At 44.0% G+C, this 22,996-nt stretch carries 21 protein-coding genes and 1 pseudogene; 10 read left to right on the forward strand and 12 right to left on the reverse strand.

The genetic code is table 11. The features are described 5' to 3' along the window. The 3 genes and pseudogenes from C5471_RS17605 to hpt all read left to right on the forward strand — a co-directional run. Positions 1–111 (forward strand): annotated as a pseudogene (locus tag C5471_RS17605) (IS630 family transposase); the annotation flags it as partial. A 150-nt stretch (positions 112–261) separates the two neighbouring features. Next, positions 262–801, forward strand: a complete 540-nt coding sequence (locus C5471_RS17610) for a Panacea domain-containing protein (RefSeq protein ID WP_133813482.1) — start codon at positions 262–264, stop codon at positions 799–801. 565 nt (positions 802–1,366) lie between these two features. After that, entirely contained in the window at positions 1,367–1,903 is a 537-nt protein-coding gene (hpt, locus tag C5471_RS17615; RefSeq protein ID WP_133813483.1) for a hypoxanthine phosphoribosyltransferase, read from the forward strand. Between the two features lie 152 nt (positions 1,904–2,055). On the opposite strand, the gene can is transcribed toward hpt, so the two are convergent. Continuing rightward, complete coding sequence (can, locus tag C5471_RS17620; protein ID WP_133813484.1) at positions 2,056–2,709, reverse strand: carbonate dehydratase; 654 nt, start codon at positions 2,707–2,709, stop codon at positions 2,056–2,058. A 187-nt stretch (positions 2,710–2,896) separates the two neighbouring features. Here can and C5471_RS17625 point away from each other — a divergent pair, with 187 nt between their 5' ends. Then, a complete protein-coding gene (locus C5471_RS17625) occupies positions 2,897–3,823 on the forward strand; it encodes an ABC transporter ATP-binding protein (protein ID WP_133813485.1) in 927 nt (308 codons plus the stop codon). Further along, positions 3,820–4,590: an ABC transporter permease gene (locus C5471_RS17630; protein ID WP_133813486.1), complete on the forward strand. Its 771-nt coding sequence runs from the start codon at positions 3,820–3,822 to the stop codon at positions 4,588–4,590. The genes C5471_RS17625 and C5471_RS17630 overlap by 4 nt, the downstream gene beginning before the upstream one ends. A gap of 98 nt (positions 4,591–4,688) precedes the next feature. On the opposite strand, the gene panD is transcribed toward C5471_RS17630, so the two are convergent. The 8 genes from panD to sfsA form a co-directional block, all read right to left on the reverse strand. Then, entirely contained in the window at positions 4,689–5,069 is a 381-nt protein-coding gene (gene panD / locus C5471_RS17635; protein WP_133814230.1) for an aspartate 1-decarboxylase, read from the reverse strand. A gap of 79 nt (positions 5,070–5,148) precedes the next feature. Beyond that, entirely contained in the window at positions 5,149–6,003 is an 855-nt protein-coding gene (gene panC / locus C5471_RS17640) for a pantoate--beta-alanine ligase (RefSeq protein ID WP_133813487.1), read from the reverse strand. A 53-nt stretch (positions 6,004–6,056) separates the two neighbouring features. Beyond that, positions 6,057–6,848: a 3-methyl-2-oxobutanoate hydroxymethyltransferase gene (gene panB, locus C5471_RS17645; protein ID WP_133813488.1), complete on the reverse strand. Its 792-nt coding sequence runs from the start codon at positions 6,846–6,848 to the stop codon at positions 6,057–6,059. Between the two features lie 67 nt (positions 6,849–6,915). Next, complete coding sequence (folK, locus tag C5471_RS17650; RefSeq protein ID WP_133813489.1) at positions 6,916–7,431, reverse strand: 2-amino-4-hydroxy-6-hydroxymethyldihydropteridine diphosphokinase; 516 nt, start codon at positions 7,429–7,431, stop codon at positions 6,916–6,918. A gap of 5 nt (positions 7,432–7,436) precedes the next feature. Next, positions 7,437–9,002 (reverse strand): polynucleotide adenylyltransferase PcnB, encoded by a 1,566-nt coding sequence (gene pcnB, locus C5471_RS17655; protein ID WP_133813490.1) that lies wholly within the window; start codon positions 9,000–9,002, stop codon positions 7,437–7,439. 88 nt (positions 9,003–9,090) lie between these two features. Further along, positions 9,091–9,978 carry a tRNA glutamyl-Q(34) synthetase GluQRS gene (gene gluQRS / locus C5471_RS17660; protein WP_133813491.1) on the reverse strand — a complete coding sequence of 296 codons (888 nt, stop codon included), beginning with the start codon at positions 9,976–9,978 and terminating at the stop codon, positions 9,091–9,093. Between the two features lie 62 nt (positions 9,979–10,040). Further along, positions 10,041–10,496 (reverse strand): RNA polymerase-binding protein DksA, encoded by a 456-nt coding sequence (gene dksA, locus C5471_RS17665; RefSeq protein WP_036840254.1) that lies wholly within the window; start codon positions 10,494–10,496, stop codon positions 10,041–10,043. A 191-nt stretch (positions 10,497–10,687) separates the two neighbouring features. Next, positions 10,688–11,398 (reverse strand): DNA/RNA nuclease SfsA, encoded by a 711-nt coding sequence (sfsA, locus tag C5471_RS17670; RefSeq protein WP_133813492.1) that lies wholly within the window; start codon positions 11,396–11,398, stop codon positions 10,688–10,690. A 91-nt stretch (positions 11,399–11,489) separates the two neighbouring features. Between sfsA and hrpB the strand changes: the two genes are divergently transcribed. The 5 genes from hrpB to C5471_RS24490 all read left to right on the forward strand — a co-directional run bounded on the left by hrpB (position 11,490) and on the right by C5471_RS24490 (position 19,175). Beyond that, the gene (gene hrpB, locus C5471_RS17675; RefSeq protein ID WP_133813493.1) at positions 11,490–13,931 is read left to right on the forward strand and encodes an ATP-dependent helicase HrpB; all 2,442 of its coding nucleotides are present in this window, start codon (positions 11,490–11,492) and stop codon (positions 13,929–13,931) included. A 92-nt stretch (positions 13,932–14,023) separates the two neighbouring features. After that, entirely contained in the window at positions 14,024–16,483 is a 2,460-nt protein-coding gene (gene mrcB / locus C5471_RS17680) for a bifunctional glycosyl transferase/transpeptidase (protein ID WP_133813494.1), read from the forward strand. 369 nt (positions 16,484–16,852) lie between these two features. Next, positions 16,853–18,526: an S-type pyocin domain-containing protein gene (locus C5471_RS17685; RefSeq protein WP_133813495.1), complete on the forward strand. Its 1,674-nt coding sequence runs from the start codon at positions 16,853–16,855 to the stop codon at positions 18,524–18,526. After that, on the forward strand, positions 18,526–18,984 hold the full coding sequence (locus C5471_RS17690; RefSeq protein ID WP_133813496.1) for a DUF6392 family protein: 459 nt from the start codon (positions 18,526–18,528) through the stop codon (positions 18,982–18,984). The genes C5471_RS17685 and C5471_RS17690 overlap by 1 nt, the downstream gene beginning before the upstream one ends. A 104-nt stretch (positions 18,985–19,088) precedes the next feature. After that, positions 19,089–19,175, forward strand: coding sequence for a DUF6392 family protein (locus C5471_RS24490; protein ID WP_242688765.1), 87 nt, complete (start codon positions 19,089–19,091; stop codon positions 19,173–19,175). Positions 19,176–19,526: 351 nt separating this feature from the next. On the opposite strand, the gene C5471_RS17695 is transcribed toward C5471_RS24490, so the two are convergent. The 3 genes from C5471_RS17695 to C5471_RS17705 all read right to left on the reverse strand — a co-directional run bounded on the left by C5471_RS17695 (position 19,527) and on the right by C5471_RS17705 (position 22,675). Next, complete coding sequence (locus C5471_RS17695; protein WP_133813497.1) at positions 19,527–20,114, reverse strand: beta-class carbonic anhydrase; 588 nt, start codon at positions 20,112–20,114, stop codon at positions 19,527–19,529. A gap of 440 nt (positions 20,115–20,554) precedes the next feature. Then, on the reverse strand, positions 20,555–21,838 hold the full coding sequence (gene hemL, locus C5471_RS17700) for a glutamate-1-semialdehyde 2,1-aminomutase (RefSeq protein ID WP_133813498.1): 1,284 nt from the start codon (positions 21,836–21,838) through the stop codon (positions 20,555–20,557). A 51-nt stretch (positions 21,839–21,889) separates the two neighbouring features. Beyond that, positions 21,890–22,675, reverse strand: coding sequence for a DUF1460 domain-containing protein (locus C5471_RS17705; protein ID WP_133813499.1), 786 nt, complete (start codon positions 22,673–22,675; stop codon positions 21,890–21,892). Between the last annotated feature and the right edge of the window lie 321 nt (positions 22,676–22,996).

Raw genomic sequence — 22,996 nt, forward strand, 5'->3', positions numbered from 1 at the left:
GAATTTCGAGACAAAGTATTCAAATTTTTCACCACAACGCTACCTGATATAGCGGACTCGCTGATGTCCAGAATTAACGACCATTTTCAGGTGCTAAAAACTGCATCTTGAAGTTTCTTGGGTATATCAGCAAAAAATGATATTTCTGTATCTAATTGATGTTCGATAAGCATCAATAGAACACCACAAAGCGTTGTACAGTGATTGCTATAGGCACTAAAATAGACGCAGATTTTTGTGTGTTTAAATGAAGGTGCCGAGATGCTTAGTGTAAGGTTTGATTCAGAAAAGGCTATAGAGGCTATTCTGTACGTTGCCTCTACAGCGCCAATCTCTGACATTTATCATGTGGGTAAAATTTTGTATTTTGCTGACAGACTCCATTTAGAGCGTTATGGCTGGCTTATTACTGGTGACAATTATCTTGCGATGAAAGATGGTCCTGTCGCAGAAAATGTTTACGATATTATAAAGATAGCTAGAGATGATGGACGTTTTATCCCGAATGGGTGTGACGTTGGTGTTATTCGGTCATCTCTGTCAGTAGAAGGCAGTAATGGAAATCATCAAGTACGTGCTTTACGTAATTTCGTTGAGGATGTATTCAGTGATTCAGATATTGATTGTATAAATGAAGCAATTGAGAAGTATGGAAATCTTTCTTTTAAAGAAATACGTGATATCAGTCACGATAGCGTTTGGATAGCTGCTGACCAGAATGGTGAGATTCCACTGGAAGTGATAGCAGCCAGTTGCAAAGATAGTGACAAATTAGTTGCTTATCTGACTTCTGCTGAGTAGCTGATGACTAATCTTGGTGACAGATTTTTTAGTCCGACAGAGTTTGGCTATAGGAGATGTTCTTTATCTTCACTGCCCTTTTACAACGCCGCCAAAGTTAAAATATCTGTTGGTTTGCTGCTGTGAGCCGCTGCTTGTTCTGATAATTAATTCTAAAAGTTAGCGAATTTATCCAATTACGGCAGGAGCTTCTTCGATGTCAAGTCGATCTGCCTCAGAAAGATCATAAGTTTTTGCAATGGGATTCGTTTATTAATTGTATAGATGCTCATGCGGCATTTGATATTAACGATATTAAGGGAAGGATCAGCACTGATTATCATAATATTGTTAAGGGTAAAGTCGCTGATTATTGTATGCGTGAAGTTTATAAGGCGGTTAAATGTTCCCCCGACGATGAAACGTGGACAGAAACGCAAGATATTAGAGTCACTAGAACGATTTGTTGGTTAGCTGTATCTTATCCGTTCAAAAGAACGGCGTATCAATCGGCATACTAATAATCATGATTTTCACCGCGCTTTATCATGATTATTATTTTTAAAAACAATTGGTTATATTTATAATGAAACACACTGTAGAAGTTATGATCTCCGAACAGGAGGTTAAGCAACGCATCGCTGAGTTGGGAAAACAGATCACTGAACACTATCGTGACAGCGGCAATGAGCTGGTTCTGGTCGGGTTACTGAGAGGTTCATTTATTTTTATGGCTGATTTGTGCCGTGAAATTCAGGTTCCTCATGAAGTGGATTTTATGACGGCTTCCAGTTATGGCAGCGGTATGAATTCCACCCGCGATGTGAAAATTCTGAAAGATCTGGATGAAGATATTCGCGGTAAGCATGTACTGCTTGTGGAGGATATTATTGATTCAGGTAACACGCTGAATAAAGTGCGTGAAATTTTGGCACTGCGTGAGCCAAAATCACTGGCAATTTGTACTCTGCTTGATAAACCTTCTCGCCGTGAAGTTGATGTGCCGGTTGAATGGATTGGTTACTCAATTGAAGATAAATTTGTTGTGGGTTACGGCATCGATTATGCGCAACATTATCGCCATCTACCTTATATCGGCCATGTGATTTTGTTGGAAGAGTGATTTTTACGGAATTTGAAAACGGCAACTTTCGGGTTGCTGTTTTTATTTTTTGAAATGAAAATCTGTATTCATCTTCTCTTAATTACGTTGTAGAAGAGGTTAAATATAACCTTTTCTACTTCTACAGCGTATTTTGTTAGTTACCTGAAAACTTACTTCTTATTCGTCAGCTTGGACACAGTTTGGCGATAGGCAAGTTCCAGTTTTTCCCGACTATCGGCGGTGACTTCCAGATCTTGCAATTGACCATTATGGATACCGTAAACCCAGCCGTGGATCATCACTTTCTGTCCCCGTTTCCATGCTGCTTGCATAATAGTTGAGTGACCAAGGTTATAAACTTGCTCGACAACGTTGATTTCACATAGACGGTTCAGACGCTCATTGGGCGGTAATTCACCCAGCATAGAGCTATGTTTATACCAGAGATCGCGGATATGCAGCAGCCAGTTGTTAATCAATCCCAGCTCAGTGCCGTCAATTGCGGCTTCGATACCACCACAACCGTAATGGCCGCAGATAATAATATGTTCAACTTCCAGTACGTCTACTGCGTATTGAATGACAGAAAGACAATTTAAGTCAGTATGAATAACCAGGTTTGCCACATTTCGGTGAACAAACAAGTCACCGGGAGCAGCATCAATCAGTTTTTCTGCGGGTACTCTGCTGTCTGAACAACCAATCCACAAGAAATGGGGTTTCTGTGTTTTTGCTAATTCTTTGAAAAATTTTGGGTTTTCTTCGTTAACCGATTCTGACCACTGCTTGTTATTGGCAAGCAAATCTTCTATTTTTTTCATCATGGTGAATAGCCTGATAGTGTTTATTTAAGATAGAATCATATACAACATCAATTGAAATTTTAATATTTTATTGCTGTTTGTTTTTCATCTTTCTACTGTTTTTGCAAAGAAAACCAGGTAGGAAAGAGGCATTATATTTTCATATTGCACGCAAAGGCGGCCAGATAATAAAGGTGTTTTTTAATTTATGACTTATGCATTGGAGTTAACGCAGCTCACCAAGACCTATGCGGGTGATGTTAAGGCGCTGCGTGGGATTGACCTGAATGTGGAAGCAGGAGATTTCTACGCGTTATTGGGTCCGAACGGTGCAGGGAAGTCCACCACAATCGGCATTATCAGTTCTCTGGTAAACAAAAGCAGCGGTAAGGTTAAGGTGTTTGGCTACGATATTGATACGGATATTGTGAATGCCAAACGCCAGTTAGGTCTTGTTCCGCAGGAGTTTAACTTTAACCCGTTTGAGACGGTGTTGCAGATTGTTCTCAATCAGGCCGGTTACTACGGTGTACCGCGAAAAGTGGCTCAAGCCAGAGCAAAAACGTATCTTTCACAATTAGATCTGTGGGAAAAACGCGATCAACGGGCGATTCGTTTGTCTGGTGGTATGAAACGGCGTCTGATGATTGTACGAGCTTTGATGCATCAGCCTAAATTATTAATCCTTGATGAGCCGACAGCCGGTGTTGATATTGAACTTCGCCGCTCTATGTGGAGTTTTTTGAAACAATTGAATGCGCAGGGAACAACGATCATTCTGACTACACATTATCTGGAAGAAGCCGAAATGCTGTGCCGCAATATTGGTATTATTCAGCATGGTGAGCTGGTGGAAAACACCAGTATGAAAAATTTACTCAGTCAGGTGGAATCTGAAACGTTTTTCTTCGATTTGGCAACGAAAAGTCCAGCACCTGAACTTGCCGGATATAGTTACCGGGTGATAGACACATCGACTCTGGAAGTCGATGTTCAGCGTGAACAGGGGTTAAATGGTGTGTTTACCCAGTTAAATGCTCAGGGTATTCAGATCCCGAGTATGCGTAATAAAGCGAACCGTCTGGAAGAGTTGTTTGTCAGTTTGGTGAACAACAAGCAAGGAGACCGTAAATGATTCAGTTGTACTGGGTGGCGCTAAAAACGCTCTGGATTAAAGAAATTACCCGTTTTGGTCGTATCTGGGTACAGACTTTATTACCACCGGTTATCACCATGTCACTCTATTTTGTTATTTTCGGTAGTTTAATCGGTTCGCGGATTGGCAAAATGGGCGGTGTGGATTATATGCAGTTTATTGTTCCTGGCCTGATTATGATGGCGGTGATTACTAACTCTTATGCCAATGTTTCTTCTTCTTTCTTTGGGGCGAAATTCCAGCGCAGTATTGAGGAACTACTGGTAGCGCCGGTTCCGACACACATCGTTATTGCGGGTTTTGTGGGTGGCGGTGTTGCCCGTGGTGTCTGCGTCGGTATTCTGGTGACACTGGTTTCTCTGTTTTTTGTTCCGCTTCATATTCATGCGTGGTGGATGATTGTTGTCACTTTGCTGATGACATCAATTCTGTTCTCGCTGGGGGGATTGCTGAATTCGATTTTCGCTAAGACATTTGATGATATCAGTATTATTCCGACCTTCGTATTAACGCCTCTGACTTATCTTGGCGGGGTGTTTTATTCGCTGACATTATTACCACCATTTTGGCAAGCTGTTTCCAAACTGAACCCGATAGTTTATATGATTAGTGGTTTCCGTTATGGTTTCCTGGGAATTACCGATGTTTCTTTAACAATAACGTTGGGTGTTTTGACTGCGTTTATTATGGTTTTTTATCTTGTCGCCTGGTATTTGATTGAAACAGGGCGGGGATTGAGGACTTAATTTGTAGATTATTTGGTGATTAAGTGGTAGCGATGGGTAGGGGAAGTTTATTTATAGTGTCTTCACAACCTACCCATTATTGATCATGTGGTTTGTACTTAGGCCACTTGAACCGGAACGGCTTTGGCAATACGGCTCATAATATTGTCACCGTCAAAGTAAGCCATATTAGGCTTATGATGACGGGCATCTTCGTCAGAAATTTGTATATATGAGCAGATAATTAACTTATGACCGACCTCAGCACGGTGAGCCGCTGCTCCGTTGACTGAAATGATTCTGGAACCACGTTCAGCGGCAATAGCATAAGTGGAAAAACGCTCGCCGTTATCCACGTTATAGATATCAATGGCTTCATATTCCAGAATACCGGCTGCATCCATAAAGTTCTGATCAATTGCACAGGAACCTTCATAATGCAGATCTGCCTGAGTGACTTTCACCCGGTGCAATTTCCCTTGTAGCATAGTGCGCAACATGGTTTTCTCCTGATTCAATGACAACTTAGAACCTGTTGTTTTATTTTTCTGCACCAATAACGCCTGACAGAACAGACTATTATTGAGTTAAATCGACCTGCTGATTATCGATCAATCGGGTTTGCCCTAACCAAGCGGCCATTAGAATAACCGCTTTTTTGCTTTCGGTATTCAACGGTGCCAGGGTTTCGGCATCACGGATAAACAACTCATCAGGCATAAAGCCCGCTTCACGTAACTGTTCGGAAGCTTGAGTGAGCAATGGTTCCGTGTGGCGTTCACCCTGCGCCATTTTTTCAGCGATAGATTTCATGATCTTGCTAAGTTCTGGCGCAATTCTATGTTCATCGGCTGTTAAATTGCTATTACGCGAACTCAGCGCCAGGCCATTTTTATCGCGTACTGTCGGCACTGAAATCAAAGTAATATCATAAGCCAGATCAGCAATCATCTTGCGGATAAGTTGTAATTGTTGAAAATCTTTCTCGCCAAAATAGGTTAAATCCGGTTGCACTAGGTTGAACAGCTTGCTCACCACGGTTGAAACACCACGGAAATGACTAGGACGGCTGGCACCTTCCAGTATGGTAGAAAGTTCAGGGACTTCAACATACGTCTGATGTTCCATACCATGAGGGTATATTTCTTTATCGGAAGGGGCAAAGATGAGATTGACACCATGTTGGTGAAGTTTCTCGCAATCTTTTTGTAAGGTACGCGGATACTTTGCCAGATCATCCTGACGATTAAACTGCATCGGGTTAACGAAGATACTGACGATGACAATATCTGCCTGCCCTTTGGCCTCATCAACTAATGTCATATGGCCGTCATGCAGGTTACCCATTGTTGGCACTAGTGCAATGCGTTTCCCTTCCTGACGCCAGCGGCGGATTTCACGGCGTAGAATCGGTACTGTTTCGACAATCAGCATTGCTTAATACTCCTTAATGTGTTCAAAGTCTTCGAGCTAACAAAGGTAATTTATTAATTAAATGAGTGTTCTTTACCCGGGTAGGATCCACTTTCTACCTGCTCTTTATACAGGCGGATGGCATCACGCATATTCCCTGCTTCTGCAAGGAAGTTTTTCGCAAATTTAGGGGGTCTGGCGGTAATTCCCAGAGCGTCATGCATCACCAAAACTTGTCCGTCAGTCACATTACCGGCACCAATACCAATCACCGGGATGTGTAGTTCATCGGTAATACGTTTAGCTAATTCAGCAGGGACACACTCCAGCACCAGCAATTGTATGCCTGCTTGTTCCAGCGTAATCGCATCTTTTATCAACTGATTAGCCGATTTTTCATCACGGCCCTGGACTTTATAACCCCCAAGAACATGAACAGACTGAGGCGTTAGCCCTAAATGAGCGCAAACCGGTACGGAACGCTCGGTAAGCATTTTAATGGTATCGTTTAGCCAGCTGCCGCCCTCAATTTTCACCATGTTAGCTCCGGCACGCATCAGTTTGGCGGCGTTTTCACAACTCTGCTCTGGTGTGGCGTAACTCATGAAAGGCATATCAGCGATAAGGAAAGTATAGGGTGCACCCGCACGGACGCAACGAGTGTGGTAGACAATATCTTCGACTATTACTGGAATGGTGGTATCAGCACCTTGTAATGCCATACCCAGTGAGTCACCAACCAGCATGACATTAATACCTTGTTCGGCAAACAGATGGGCAAAGCTGGAGTCATAAGCGGTAATAGTGGCGAATTTACGTTTTTCTTTTTTGAGCTGATTCAGATCAGCCATGGTAATGGGTTTCATTATCTATCTTCCTCCTGCAATTTTTCTTGTTATGTACAGAAATCGGCCACGGACTGAACTGAGATCCTTATCTGCAATGATGAGGATCTGAGGGCTGTGACAGCCGCCAGAGTACCAGGCCGTTTTCCGGGATATGTTTCAGTCTTTCAGATAACGCTTCCCCATCAGGAAATACCAGGTCAGGGGCGATTTCAGCCAACGGGTAGAGCATGAATTCGCGTTGTTTCAGTCCGTAATGGGGTACCGTTAAGCGTTCGGTATTAATCACCTGATCGCCAAATAGCATGATATCCAGATCAAGTGTCCTTGGCCCCCAGCGTTCATCTTTTCTTACTCGTCCCTGAGCCAATTCAATTGCCTGCGTGTGATTGAGCAGCTCTTCCGGTGCCAGAGTAGTTTCCAGTGCTACCGCCACATTCAGAAAATCAGGCTGATTTTGCGGCCCCATCGGTTTGGTTCGATACAACGAAGAGCTGGCAATAAACTCTGTTTCCGGTAAATCTTTTAGTGCAGCAAGGGCATTTTTTACTTGTTGCACTGGTTCTGCCAAGTTGCTGCCAACAGCGATATAAACGCAGGTCATGATGATCAGCTGTCCCTGCTCAGTTTTGATTTATAGTGGCGGCGTGGCCGTGTACGACGACGGACAATATCACTGCCCAACGCAGAAATCATACTCCGTTGTTGTGATGCGTTGGCTTGCTGAAATTCTCCCCACCAGTGAGCAAGCTCTTTTAGCTCATTGCGGCTTTCGACATTGGCACGCAGTTCCAGCAGGTCATAGGCGGCACGGAATTTAGGGTGTTCCATCAGTTTGTTTGCCCGTCTGCCGTGGCGGCGTGGCAGACGTAACTGCAATTGCCAGATATCACGCATGATGGTTGTCAGGCGCTTGGGAATGGCGATAGAGTGGCACTGTTCGTCCAGAATATCATTCATTGCCAGGGCGAAGGAGTCGTAGTAAGTCAGACCACTTTCCTGAGACAGCTTTTCCGCATGTTCAACCAATGGATACCAAAGCATTGCCGCGAACAGAAACGCTGGGTTAACCCGTTTATCATTTTGTAACCGATAGTCGGTATTCTTCAAAACCTGAGTGAGCATATGTTCCATAGGCGAATCGTTATTTTCGGTGAAATAGCGTTGAACCAATGGGAATAGCGGTTGAAACAGGCGATATTCGCGCAGAAGTTTATAAGTGCTGTAGCCTTGACCTGTTTGCAACAGTTTTAACGACTCTTCAAACAGACGGGCTGGCGGAATATTACTCAGCAGAAAAGCCAGACGAGAAATAGGCTCGGCGGTATCTTCGCTGATGGTCATATTCAGCTTGCTGGCGAAACGAACTGCACGCAGCATTCTGACCGGATCTTCCCGATAACGGGTTTCTGGATCGCCAATCAGGCGGATAACACCGGTTTCCAGGTCATTAAGACCACCGGCATAATCACGCAGAGAGAAATCGTTGATACCGTAATAGAGGCTGTTAATGGTGAAATCACGGCGCATAGCATCTTCTTCAATTGAACCGAAGATGTTATCCCGCAGCAGCATACCGCTCTGAGCCTGTTGTGACTGATTTTTATCGTCAGAATCAGTCTGTTCGTGTGGTCCACGGAATGTTGCGACTTCAATCACTTCCGGGCCAAACATAATATGGGCTAAACGGAAGCGGCGTCCAACCAGACGGCAGTTGCGAAATAACTTACGAACCTGTTCTGGTGTTGCATTGGTTGCAATATCAAAATCTTTCGGTTGTGTACCGAGCAGTAAGTCACGGACACCCCCGCCGACCAGATAAGCTTCAAAGCCGGATTTATTTAAACGGTAAAGCACTTTCAGGGCATTTTCACTGATATCTTTGCGGGAAATATTGTGCTGCTCCCGTGGAATTACCGTTATTGGTAAATCCAAATGAAGATCCTCCTGTTCAACCTTCCTTTGTGTTTTCACGTTGGATGAGGATTGAAGGGGGTTTTGGTGATTAGAGTGAAGAGTTACATACTCTTCCTGAGTAGAATGGTCAGATACGGTGACTGGCCTTTCACGGGCTGCCTGTAGTTCGCGGTTAATTTTCCCCTCGCGGATCAATAGATTACGGCAGAAATTTGCTACTCGGTTAAAAATGGTACACCTCGATAAGTAACTAATCATATAAAACGAATAAAAAACAGCAGCTAATCATAGCCTACTGTGTATTTTTTGAGAATGGTTGTTATGACTAACCTTAACTTTATTCACGTTACCTGTATATTTTACCTTGTCGTGGAATTCGGTCCAACTCCCAACATGCTATTGCTTTTTGCAACAATTGATCGCGGGGCAGATCTTGCCAGTTTTTTATGACAGGCTGATTAAGGAAAGATAATGCTGCAATCAATAACGGCCGGGGATCGTCCAATGGGATTGGCTGAGCATAATTTTGTTTGGAAAGTTTGTTGCCGTCCTTATTCAGAGCCAGTGGCAGATGAATGTAATCAGGTATTTCGAGATTTAATTGCTGATAAAGTGCAATTTGGCGGACAGTCGGCTCAATTAAATCAGCGCCTCTGACTACCTCAGTCACACCTTGGTAATCATCATCAATAACGGCCACTAAATTATAGGCAAATAGACCATCACGACGATGAATAATAAAATCTTCTTCAGCCATGACAGGATCGGCGTTTAGGTATCCCTGCAACTTATCTTGAAAACCATAAACCGGGTGATTTTGTTTTAGTCGGATTGCTGCATGATTAACAGGCAGGTTTAATTCACGACAGTTTTTGTCATAAAAACCATTAACTTGCTGAATACGTTGACGGGTACAGGTGCAATAATAGCTTAAGCCCTGTTGTTGCAACTGATTAAGGATATGGCGGTAAGCTTCATGGCGCTGAGATTGATAGAGGATCTCATCATCCCAATGTAATCCATAATGCTCAAGTGCGTGGAGAATACGGCTAGCAGCACCGGGAACCTCCCTGGGCGGATCAATATCGTCAATGCGTATCAGCCACTTTCCCTGACAAGCTCGGGCTTGCAAATAGCTGCCAATTGCGGTGATTAATGAACCAAAGTGAAGATCACCAGAAGGTGAAGGGGCGAAACGCCCAATATAAGCGCGGGGACGTTCAGGTTTTATCATATAGGGATCAGCTGGGGTTGTTCGTACGGTGCCTTAAAGGCACCGTATCAAAGCACCATTAATTAGCCGGCCATCTGCTTTTCACGGATTTCAGCCAGAGTTTTACAATCAATACACAAATCTGCGGTTGGACGAGCTTCCAAACGACGGATGCCTATCTCAACGCCACAGGATTCACAAAAACCGAAATCGTCATCTTCGACTTTTTTCAGTGTTTTCTCGATCTTCTTAATCAATTTACGCTCACGATCACGGTTACGTAATTCAAGACTGAACTCTTCTTCCTGCGCTGCACGGTCAACTGGGTCTGGGAAGTTCGCTGCCTCATCTTGCATATGAGATACAGTACGATCGACTTCATCCCTGAGTTGATTGCGCCATGCTTCAAGAATTAGCTTGAAATGCGCCAACTGGGCATCGTTCATGTATTCTTCACCTGGCTTTTCTTGGTAAGGTTCTACCCCAGCGATGGCGAGAATGCTTAAGGACGAGGTTTTGCGTTTTTGCCCTTCTTGCATAATACTTCTCCTAACACACGCACTATCAAACGAACCCCTAGCGGGGAAAAAAACAGGCCGCTATAAATAGCAGATGGAGCATGGGTTGGCAATTGTTCCTGTCATTAGTTTCACAATGGTGTGAAGACAAACATATTGAATGACTTTACATCCTGCACAACTTGACTGTAAATATTAGGTCAATCAATAAATTAACGACTTAGTATAAAAGTTAACTTATCGCCTAAAACCATCTCTTTTTCTGTAATACGTGCCTGGTAACAGATAACTTCGACCCCAGAGTTTCGCGCTTGTTCCAAAAGAGATGAATAATTATGATCAATATGTGCAGCCGCCGCGACCTGTTTGATGCCTGAATGTAAGACAGCAAAAAATAAAACGGCCCTTTGCCCTTGTTCTGCTATGAGTTGTAATTCCCGTAAGTGTTTCTGCCCACGGGTAGTGACAGCATCGGGGAAATAGCCACAATTCTCTTGGAGAAGTGTCACTGATTTCACTTCGATATAGCAGTTAACGTGCTGTTCTGCCTGTAACAACAGATCTATCCGGCTGTTCTCTTCGCCATATTTTACTTCCCGGCTGATTTTTTTGTATCCAGAAAATTCTGAAATGGCATTTTGTTGAATCGCCTCGGCCACTAAATCGTTTGCTCTGAGCGTATTGACACAAATCCAGTGACCATCCTGTGTTTCGGTCAATTCCCAACTGTTGGGATATTTACGTTTTGGATTGTCAGATGTGGAATACCAAATGGTATCTCCTGGTGTTGCACAGCCGGTCATCGCGCCAGTGTTGGCGCAGTGGATGGTCAGCGTTTCGCCTTTCGGTGTTATGACATCAGCCAGGAAGCGTTTATAGCGACGAATAAGAGTGGCAGATTGTAAGGGGGGATGAAATTCCATAAAACTCCTTAATGGCTGATGGCATAAGATTGAAACAGGCAATGCTACAATGTTGGCCGTTGAAAGTTAACTTTCTTTAATTGGAGTGTTTGTGTCTTTATTGCCTGTATACGAGGTTGTCGAATCTGTCCTGAGTGCGCTGAAAAGCTCACCGCAGGTGCTGCTTCATGCCCCAGCCGGTGCCGGGAAATCTACGGGTTTACCACTGGAAATTCTGAAAAAAGCGGATTTTTCCGGGCGTATCATTATGTTAGAACCACGGCGGATTGCCGCTCGCAGCGTTGCCAATCGTCTTGCGGTTCAACTGAATGAAAATACCGGTCAGACCGTGGGTTATCGGATGCGCTCAGAAACGAAAGTGAGCACGGTTACCCGTATTGAAGTAGTAACAGAAGGTATTTTAACCCGGATGTTACAGCAAGATCCGATGCTGGAAGGTGTTTCACTGGTGATTCTGGATGAATTCCATGAGCGCAGCTTACAGGCTGATTTAGCACTGGCATTGTTGCTGGATGTACAGGCAGGGTTGCGGGATGATCTGCGGATTTTGATCATGTCGGCTACATTGGATAATCAGCGGCTCTCTTCTTTATTACCTGATGTGCCGGTGATTATTTCTAAAGGGCGCAGCTTTCCTGTCACCAGAAATTATCATCCCTTACCTACTCACCAACCTTTTGAACAGAGTGTCGCCACTGTTGTATTACGGTTACTCCAGCAAGAGCACGGTTCTGTGCTGTTGTTTCTGCCGGGGAGTGGAGAAATTCAACGGATATTTGGACTGCTTAAAGGAAAAGTTTCTGCCGATACCGATCTTTGTCCGTTATATGGAGCTTTGTCGTTGGCTGAACAGCAAAAAGCTATCGAACCTTCACCGTTTGGACGCCGTAAAGTCGTTCTGGCGACTAACATTGCGGAAACCAGCCTGACGATTGAAGGTATCCGGTTGGTGGTTGATAGCGGCCTTGAGCGTACAACACGTTTTGAACCCAGAAATGGACTAACCCGCTTGATCACTCAACGTATTAGTCAGGCTTCTATGACACAACGGGCTGGCCGCGCAGGGCGATTGGAAGCCGGAATTTGCTGGCATCTGTTCAGTCAGGAACAGGCAGAAAGAGCAGCAGAGCACAGTGATCCTGAAATCTTGAATGCTGATCTCAGTAGTTTATGGCTCTCCTTATTGCAATGGGGATGTCGTGACACTTCCCAATTACACTGGCTAGATATGCCTCCTGTGGCGTCGCTGGGGGTAGCCAAATCGCTTTTATTACAATTAGGTGCGGTAAGCCATCACAATCAGTTGACGTCCAGAGGCAGGAAAATGGCGGAGTCTGGCAGTGATCCGCGCCTTGCCGCGATATTATGTGCCGGTTTGGAACAGGGAACTGATGCATTGGCAACCGCCGCTGTACTGACGGCGATTCTGGAAGAACCGCCTCGTGATGGTCAGCCGGATATCACTTATTGGGTTGAGCAGCGCCAGACTCAGTGGTTACGCCGGGCAAAACAGCTAGCCAGAAATATGGGAGAGACTTTTGGAGAGCCAGCCAGTGGATCAGCTGCAATGTTATTGGTTTACGGTTTCCCTGACAGAATAGCCAAAAACCGGGATAAGCATAGTCGTTTTCAATTGGCTAATGGTCTGGGTGCGATGATTGATTATGAAGAAAAGTTATCCGGTGAATCCTGGCTGGTGGCACCTTCGCTATTGCAAAATAGCAGGGATCCTGATGCTCGCATTCTGCTGGCTTGTCCATTAGATATTGAACAATTGGTACAGCAGCAGCCGGATTTATTCAGTGAACAAAGTGTCGTTGAATGGGATGACAATAAAGGAACATTGCGGGCATGGAAACGGCTGCAATGTGGGAGTCTGGTAGTAAAAGCACAACTATTGGCAAAACCTTCAACTGAACAATTACAACAGGCCCTGCTAAACTGGTTACGTAGTGCAGGATTACAAGCGCTGAATTGGTCACCTGAGGCTATGCAATTATGCACCCGTATTCAATGTGCGGTTAAATGGTTGCCTGAAATACAGTGGCCAGCAGTAGATAATGATTCTTTGATGGATTCTCTTGATCATTGGTTAATGCCGTTTCTTGTTGGTGTGTGTGATTTGAAAGGTTTGAAACAGATTGATTTGTTGCCAGCATTGGAAAGTTTACTGGACTGGCAACAGCGCCAATGTCTGGATAATGAACTGCCTATTTACTACACTGTTCCTACCGGCAGCCGGATGGCAATCAATTATTTCAGTGATAAACCCCCTGTATTATCCGTGCGGATGCAGGAAATGTATGGAGAGCAGCAAAGTCCATCGTTGGCAAAAGGGCGGGTAGCATTGGTGCTTGAATTATTATCGCCGGCCCAGCGGCCATTGCAGATCACACAAGATTTGGCTGCTTTTTGGCAGGGAGCATACCGGGAAGTGCAAAAAGAAATGAAAGGGCGTTACCCAAAACATCTATGGCCGGATGATCCGGCAAATACAGCACCAACCCGGCGGGTAAAAAAATATTCGCAGTAGAATTTAACAACTTTCTTGTAGGCGAATAAATTCATTAAAAACGATATGAATACCCATTATTCAGCATTTGAATGGCTTTGGAGAATTTTGGAATGTCTGATGAAGATCATCAACCAATCGGACGTAAAGGCAAGAAACCGGTATCCCGCCGTGAATCGCCATCGAAAAGACGGCATTTGTTGGATGATTATAATGATGGCTACGAAGATGACGACTACGATGATGAAGAGGATCAACCTATGACAAAAAGAGGAATGTATTCCCGTCCACCTAAGAAAAAGTGGCGTTGGTTCTGGCTGTTATTCAAAATATTTATTATTTTTGCTGTATTGCTGGGGGGATATGGTATTTATCTGGATGGTAAAATCCGTGACCGTATTGACGGAAAAGTCTGGGATCTGCCTGCGGCCGTTTATGGCCGGATGGTCAACCTTGAACCGGGTATGAACTACAGTAAAAAAGAGATGGTACACCTGCTGGAAGGGATGCAGTATCGCCAGGTGACAAAGATTACCCGTCCTGGCGAGTTTTCTGTCAGAGGCGAAACCATTGAAATGCTGCGCCGTCCGTTTGATTTCCCTGATAGCAAAGAAGGGCAGATCCACGCTCTTTTGACTTTCAGTGATAACCGTCTGGCAGGGATCGAAAATATAGAAAACCAACGTCAGTTTGGTTTCTTCCGTCTTGATCCGAAGCTGATTACCATGTTGCAGTCACCCAATGGCGAACAGCGGTTGTTTGTGCCACGTTCTGGTTTTCCTGAGTTACTGGTCAATACTTTGCTGGCGACAGAAGACCGCCATTTCTATCAACATGATGGTATCCGTATCCTGTCTATCGGGCGTGCGGTGCTGGCTAACCTGACGGCGGGGCGTACCGTTCAGGGGGGAAGTACCCTGACGCAACAATTGGTCAAAAACCTGTTTTTGACCAATGAACGTACGTTGGTGCGTAAAGCCAATGAAGCCTACATGGCGATTCTGATGGATTACCGTTACAGCAAAGATCGTATCCTCGAACTGTATCTGAACGAAGTTTATTTGGGGCAAAGCGGTGATGAACAGATCCGAGGGTTCCCGTTGGCGAGTCTTTATTATTTTGGCCGCCCGGTGGATGAACTGAGTTTGGATCAGCAAGCGTTGCTGGTTGGCATGGTGAAAGGCGCTTCACTCTATAACCCGTGGCGTAATCCGAAACTGGCTCTTGAGCGTCGTAACGTGGTGCTCAAACTTTTGCAAAATCAGCAAATTATTGACGAAGATCTGTATAAACTACTGAGTGCCCGCCCATTGGGGGTAAAACCGAAAAGTGGTGTCATCACGCCACAGCCTGCATTTATGCAACTGGTTCGTAAAGAATTGCAGGACAAACTGGGCGATAAAGTGAATGATTTATCTGGCGTGAAAATCTTTACGACTCTGGACCCAGTATCCCAGGACGCGGCTGAAAACGCGGTGGAAGAGGGAATTGCTAACCTGAGAAAAACCCGCAAAATTGCTGATCTTGAAGGGGCAATGGTGGTGGTTGATCGCATTAGTGGTGAAATCAGGGCGATGGTCGGTGGTTCTCAGCCTCAATATGCCGGATTTAACCGGGCGATGATGGCGCGTCGTTCAATTGGTTCGCTGGCAAAACCCTCTACTTACCTGGCGGCATTGAGTGAACCTGATCAATATCGGTTGAATACCTGGCTGGCGGATGAACCTCTTGCGGTAAAACAGCCGAACAGCAAGGTTTGGGAACCGAGAAATTATGACCGCCGTTTCCGTGGGCGTGTCATGTTGATAGATGGGTTGGCGAGTTCACTGAATATTCCGACGGTGAATCTTGGATTGGCTGTTGGCCTTGATCATGTAAGCAACACACTGATCCGGCTTGGCGTTCCGGCAGACGTTATCCAGCAGGTTCCAGCGATGTTACTGGGTTCTCTCAGCTTGACGCCGTTGGAAGTCGCTCAGGAATATCAGACGATGACCAGTGGCGGCAACCGCGCAACGCTTTCTGCATTACGTTCTGTCATTACAGAAGAGGGTACGGTGATATATCAGAGCTACCCGCAGGCTGAACGGGCTATACCGGCTCAGGCGGCTTATCTGACGCTGTATGGAATGCAGCAGGTTGTGGCAAGAGGTACTTCTCGTTCTCTGACAGCTAAATTTGGCCGTTATAATCTGGCAGGTAAAACCGGTACAACCAATGATCTGCGTGATAGCTGGTTTGCGGGGGTTGATGGTAAAGAAGTGGTGATTTCATGGGTTGGCCGGGATAACAACGATCCGACTAATCTGACTGGTGCTACTGGCGCGTTAAATGTTTATCGCCGTTATCTGGAAAATCAGACTCCACTGGTATTGAATAATATTCCACCAGAAGGGATTGTCGATATGGCTGTTAATGAAGATGGTAGTTTTAACTGTAGTGGCAGTGGTTGGAGAACATTACCTGTCTGGACCTATGATCCACAGAGCCTGTGCCAGCAAACAGTAACGCCGGAACCTGTTCAGCAACAAGAGCAAGCACCGGGCTGGTTGCGCGAGATGTTCGACCAATAATGAATATTTGATGAGATGAATGGCAAGGCGCTGATCTTTTGGTCAGCGTTTTGGTTTTCTGAGTAAAGTAGAGCGCTGTTTATCCCACAGAGCTGTTCACTCCCTTTTTACCGATTTTCCAAACATACCGCGTTATTATCTTTTTGGTCTTATATTTGTTATGTGATTGTATCTAAATTGTTATAATTAATAAGTTATCACGCCCATCATAGACAATAAAATCAGCAACTTTCGGAATATTCCTATATGTTTTTTAGGTGAAATCTGATGAATTATTGATCATACGTATTAACTCATGGTGATAATGATATGACGATAATTTCAATGAGATCCACTCTCCATACTGTAAATCAATGGAGAATTGAATAGATGGCAATAGGATATTTCTTGCTCGTTGGTGATAAGACAACCTGTGGCGGACAGATTATCACCGGTGACCACACCATGACATTTAATGGGCGGGCAACGGCTCGTGAAGGGGATAAGGTTACCTGTGGCAAACATCCCGGTACTTACACAATTGTCGGTGGTGTATCTGATGTGTTTGACATGGGACATAAGTTGGCTGGCACATTGGACAGTGTGAGTACTTGCCCCTGTCGGGCCCGGTTTATCAATTCGGGGATGGACAGCTATGAGAAGCAGGAGCAGCCCAATCATCAGGCTACAGCGCCTGCTAATATGGCGACCCAGAATTTCTCGTCGCGGGTGAAGGAAGCGGGAGATGTTCAGCCCGAACCTCCTGTGACTAAGGCACCTCTGATACCGGTGTTTGCGAAATCCTGCTTGCGGGGTAAAGGTTGTACGGATGCCGGAACCGAAGCCGAACCCGCGGATAACTTCGGCAGAATGGCGATATATCAGGTGCCATCATCTCCCACCTCGGTGACGCCACCAAAACCAGAACCCCCTCCGCAAGGTAAGAAACACCCGCCTGAACTGGATAAACAGCAGGATAAAAGATTACCGTGGTATAAGCGGTGGTTCCGTGGTGGTAAAGATAAAGCTGAAGCAGCCGCAACTGCTGTGGCTGCCACTGCCCGCAGCGCGGTAGCGGAAGGGGAAACTCTGGTGATGCGTTACATTGGTGGTGGTGCCATCAGTGCGGGGCGTTGGCTGGCGGCACCGAATCCGGTAACGGTTGGATTAATGGGGCTGTTTTATTCACCGAAGTTGAATGAAGGTGAGGAGGATTACTTAACCCCGTATCGTTTGAGACAGATAGCGGAACAGTACGGTAAAGCTTCTACCCGTGTACGTTTTCGCTGGATCAGAGATGAAAAAAGCGGCAGGATGATGGTTCAGGGATATCACGTCAGTCCGGAAGGCGGTTTGGATAAAGTACCGGTTCATATGATGGAACTGAATCGGACCACTGGTAATTACGAGTTCTGGGAACCGGGAGAAAACCGGCCGACGATTTTATGGACACCGAACGAACAGGAATTCAAAGTTCCAGCCCATACTGGGAATGAAGAACAACCGCTTATTCCGTCGCAAATAACTGTGTTGCCGATCCCGGATAAAGTGGGCAGCGATATTGAATCGTTGCCAATGCCGGAAGAGAAGGATTTTCGTGATTATATTCTGATCCTCCCCATTCCTAATATGCCGCCGGTGTATGTGTATTTGAGTAAACCGGCGGTGAAACCGTTGGAAGTGGGAGAATATCAGGATCTGGCTGGACGTAGCCGTAATGATGGGTTGGATATTGATCATATTCCGTCTCAGGCGGCATTGAGAAAGTATTTGACAGACAAGTATGGACATAAACTATCTGGGGATCAGTTAGAAGATATCCTGAAAAAATGGGTTTCTATAGCTATTCATAAGCGAATACATCAAAAATATAGTGAAACCTATGGTGGTCGTAATTCTTTGACTAGACGGTCTCAAGATGCCTCTGACTTGAAAACGGCAGTAGATAGTAATTTTAATGCGCAACTACCTGCTTTAAAGGAAGAGGGTTATACCGATGAGCAGTTAAGCAAAGCATTGGAAGAGCTACACCGATTGAACAAAGAACAAGGGTGGTATGAATAATGATAGATATTATAGCGATGATAAAAAGCTTGGGACTGACGGCGGATTTTTTGGTTGAAAAAAAAATTATTTCTGCGGGAAAATTTAAATATATGTTTGAGGGAGATGAAGAATTTTTTTACAAACCTGAATCGGGTATGAGGCTTGTTTTTGATGATGTTTCAAAGCAGCTAAAATCTGTACAAATTACACTTATTAACGCTTATGAGGGTAGTGGAGAATATAATGGAGAATTGCCTTATCCATTTTTACACTCAATGGATAGAACAATTGTTAGAGCCCTTATGGGGGAACCAGATTCTGCTGGTGGCCCAGAAAAAATCCCTGTCATTGGCATTGTTGGTGGATATGATTCTTATACACATAAGCTGAATGAGCAATATCCTAATATGGAAATTCGTCTTCTCTATTTAGCTGATCTAAGGGTACATGCATTAATATTTGAACGTTTTGAATAAACGCCTTACTGGATGTTTTTCTACTTTTATTGGATAGCGGTTAATAAGCCGTTATCCATGTTTATATGCTAGCGGTAAGATATGAATAAGAGGTTATATAAATAATGGCGATCAACATTAAAGCATTAATAAATAGCTTAGGAAAATCTTATCAGAAAATTTTTGATGGAGGGTTAAATAAGGTTTCATAATTCCGCTACACGTGGTCTTCTTCAACCAATTGTTATACATAGAGTGATATGTTATGTAACGTGTGTAAGGTGTAGCACTATTTTGGAAAGTTATTTAATCCCTTATAAAACCAAGCTAACAGGTTTTTCTGGTGACAAGGTGATATGCCTGGATATGGTTGATGACATGAACGACCTTGTGGCCTGATGAAGAACCTTATGCATGAAAATAGTTTTCTAAAGCCGTTGTATTTTTAAAGGTTAGCTCATTGAGGCGCGGACATCCTTGTCCACATTGATACCGGATAGATTTAAATAAGCCCATCATAAATCAAACATCTTCAATGATTACGGTAAACTAACAAGTTTGATTTACGACTCTGCATTTGCAAGGCTTGTTGCTTCAGGAACCTCAATTAATTTTCCTGACTTCACATCATAGATGTACCCATATATGGCGATACTTGCGGGTACAAGGGGGTGAGTACGAATACGATGAATATCTTCAATTACACTATTAACTTGATTGTCAATGGTAAGCCATCTGATATATTTTCCCTCAGATGATCCGGTACCGTTGCCGATGTCTTTAAATCCCTCATCCGTCAATATTGCACTTTCTAGACTGTTTTCCAGTAGATCGCCCATGATATTGTCTGTAAAAAGCTCCATCCCACAATGAGTATGATGAATTACAAACCACTCTTTTGTTCCGAAAAGTTTGTAAGAAATGATAAGTGAACGAATAGCATCATCACTGGCTCTTCCGCCTGCGTTACGAATAACATGGGCGTCACCTTCAGATAAACCTGCAAATTTTGCCGGATCCAACCTGGCATCCATACAAGTCAATATGGCAAATCGTCTGACAGCAGGTAAACCAAGGTTTTTTTTATCATCATCAAAAGTTGCTGCATATGCAATATTAGCATCACTTATTTCTTTGATAACGCTGCTCATCCTCTCTCCTTCATATTTTCTGGTTTAGTAAATTGTGATGTAAGGCAAAAGATAGAAAAAAAACTCAACTGCTTAATAACGCTAGGACATCCATGTAATAAATGAATATGAGTCTGAAAATACGGTATTAATAAACGAAATTTATGAATAATATGTACTCGTATCCTTCGTACTGGTCAAGTGAAACAGGGCGTTTTTTTGAAGGACAACGGATTTATAACTTACCGTTAAATCGATAGCTTTATAGCATCATGTTTGGTCTATATCTTGATATATATCAATCAATATCAGGCGGTTTTATGGGCCATGTAGCTAAGTTGTTTATGAATGGGAGGAGTCAAGCGGTGCCAGCAAGTACAATCTCGTGATCCCTCCAAAAGATGGAAATAATGAGCGCCGTAGGAAGGTAGGAATACGGCGCTATTATTTAAAAAAAGAAATTATTTCAGTTTTGCAAAGCAGCGAGCAGCAGCATTAATTGTACGCTGAATATCTTCATCAGTATGAGCGATAGACATAAAACCCGCTTCAAATGCGGAAGGTGCCAGATAAATACCTTCGTCAAGCATCAGATGGAAGAAATGTTTAAAACGTTCAATATCGCAATTCATCACATCCTGATAGCAACTGACTGTTTCAGCATCAGTAAAGAAAAAGCCAAACATACCGCCGACATGGTTAACCACCAGCGGAATGCCAGCCGCTGTTGCTGCTTTAGTCAGACCCGTAGCCAAGTTATCTGTCAGCTCAGTCAAGCGCTGATGTACACCAGGTTGAGCGACTTCTTGCAAACAGGCAAGACCCGCAGCCATGGCAATTGGATTGCCGGATAAGGTTCCTGCCTGATAAACCGGGCCGGTTGGTGCTAATTTTTCCATCACTTCATGACGACCACCGAACGCGCCAACGGGCATACCACCTCCGATGATTTTACCAAGGCAAGTCAGATCAGGTTCGACATCGTAATAAGCTTGGGCACCGGATAAGGCGACGCGGAAACCGGTCATCACTTCATCGATAATCAGCAGAGCACCGAATTCATCACACAATGCGCGCAGGCCGGGTAGAAATTCTGGCAGTGGCGGCACGCAGTTCATATTACCGGCAACGGGTTCGACAATAATACAGGCTATCTCTTTAGGATATTGTTCAAATGCTTCCCGCACTGAGTTCAAATCGTTATAGGTACAGGATAGTGTATGTTTGACGAAATCAACCGGAACCCCCGGAGAGTTTGGTTGGCCGATAGTCAGCGCGCCAGAGCCGGCTTTTACCAGCAGGCAATCCGCGTGGCCGTGATAACAACCTTCGAATTTGATGATTTTATCGCGGTGGGTATATCCACGAGCCAGACGGATGGCACTCATGGTCGCCTCTGTGCCTGAGTTGACCATGCGCACCATATCCATTGATGGCACCAGTTCAGTCACTAATTGAGCCATTTCTACTTCAGCGGCAGTGGGTGCGCCAAAACTTAACCCTTGTTCGGCGGCTTTGATGACTGCATTACGGATAGCGCTGTGGTTATGTCCCAGTACCATAGGGCCCCAAGAACCGACGTAATCAATATAGGCTTTGCCATCAACATCATAGAGATAGGCGCCGTCAGCGTGTTTGATAAACAGCGGCGTACCGCCAACGCCATTAAATGCACGTACCGGGGAGTTAACACCGCCGGGAATAAGCTGTTTGGCCTGAGAATAGAGGATTTCGGATTGGCTCATTAAAAGGCTCCTGAATGTATCTTTGAGTAGGTTTATCGCTTGTCCCGTTGATTATAATGGTCTTAAAACGATAATTCCGGGTTTATTCTTTACGTAATCAAGGAATGGCGAATCGACCACTTTTTTATTGGCGGCAAGTGAAGACGCATTTCTAAACATTGGACCATTATCTGTCATAATAAAAATCCCGGTATGCGTTACATCCAGCCCGGCAAGATGTGTATATATTCCTATATAATCTCCTGTCTTTAAGCGTTTAATCACGGAATCATTCACTTTATTACCTGGAATATATTTAATATCTCGGTTGATAACACTAAGTCCGGGAATATATTCGCCGCCATCTGCTTTTCTATTCAGACTTTTTGTGATTTCTATATAAGAAGGACTTATTTCCTCCGTCACATCTTTGGCGTTTAATTTTTCTCTGGTTGACCAGTCGGTGAAGAAATGTTTTCTTTGTAAGAAACTGATTTTTCCGTCGATATACCTTGTCTGGATGAGATTCTTGATAAAATCCTGTTGGTCATTTGATTTCCTTAGCGATTCTACGTAGTCAAGAAAAGTAAAACAGTCCAGACCGCTAAAATCTATAATTAATTTTTCAGATTCAGTTGGGGAACCGACCAGTCTGTTTGCGGCATAAGGTGTACCCAGGAACTGATAAGATATATTTTTTATCATTTCACCAGGATTGTCTCTATTTCCCGGTTTTACCTGGTTTTCTATGATGTCATTTATTTTCTTCGAGGTATAATTGTCAATATCGACTGGCTTACTATGAGCGACACACCCAACCAGGGTGATGACTAGCATAAGTGGCAATATTTTTTGCATAAGAACTCCGCATAGTGACTTTGATAAATATTTAACAAAGTAACCAATAATATTGATAAATCAATATTTTTTTCCTTCTTTTTGTTAATTGAGTGACTAACGGTTTAACGCTATATGACGGCTGACTACCCTGATTGAAGCTAGCGTTTGTTGCTAAAATAACATCATTGATGGTAGCCAAATGTGTGATAATTCTTTACTGGTTTGTGTGTTACCAAAATGACAAAACTTGAACGAATCAATCAGGTATTGGATAATTCGAACTATTAATAATCGGCAAATTTTGTGGTCTTCTAAATATTTTTGCCGGGTTCCGGTTTG

The organism is Photorhabdus tasmaniensis, assembly GCF_011189505.1.
GTDB lineage: Bacteria > Pseudomonadota > Gammaproteobacteria > Enterobacterales > Enterobacteriaceae > Photorhabdus > Photorhabdus tasmaniensis.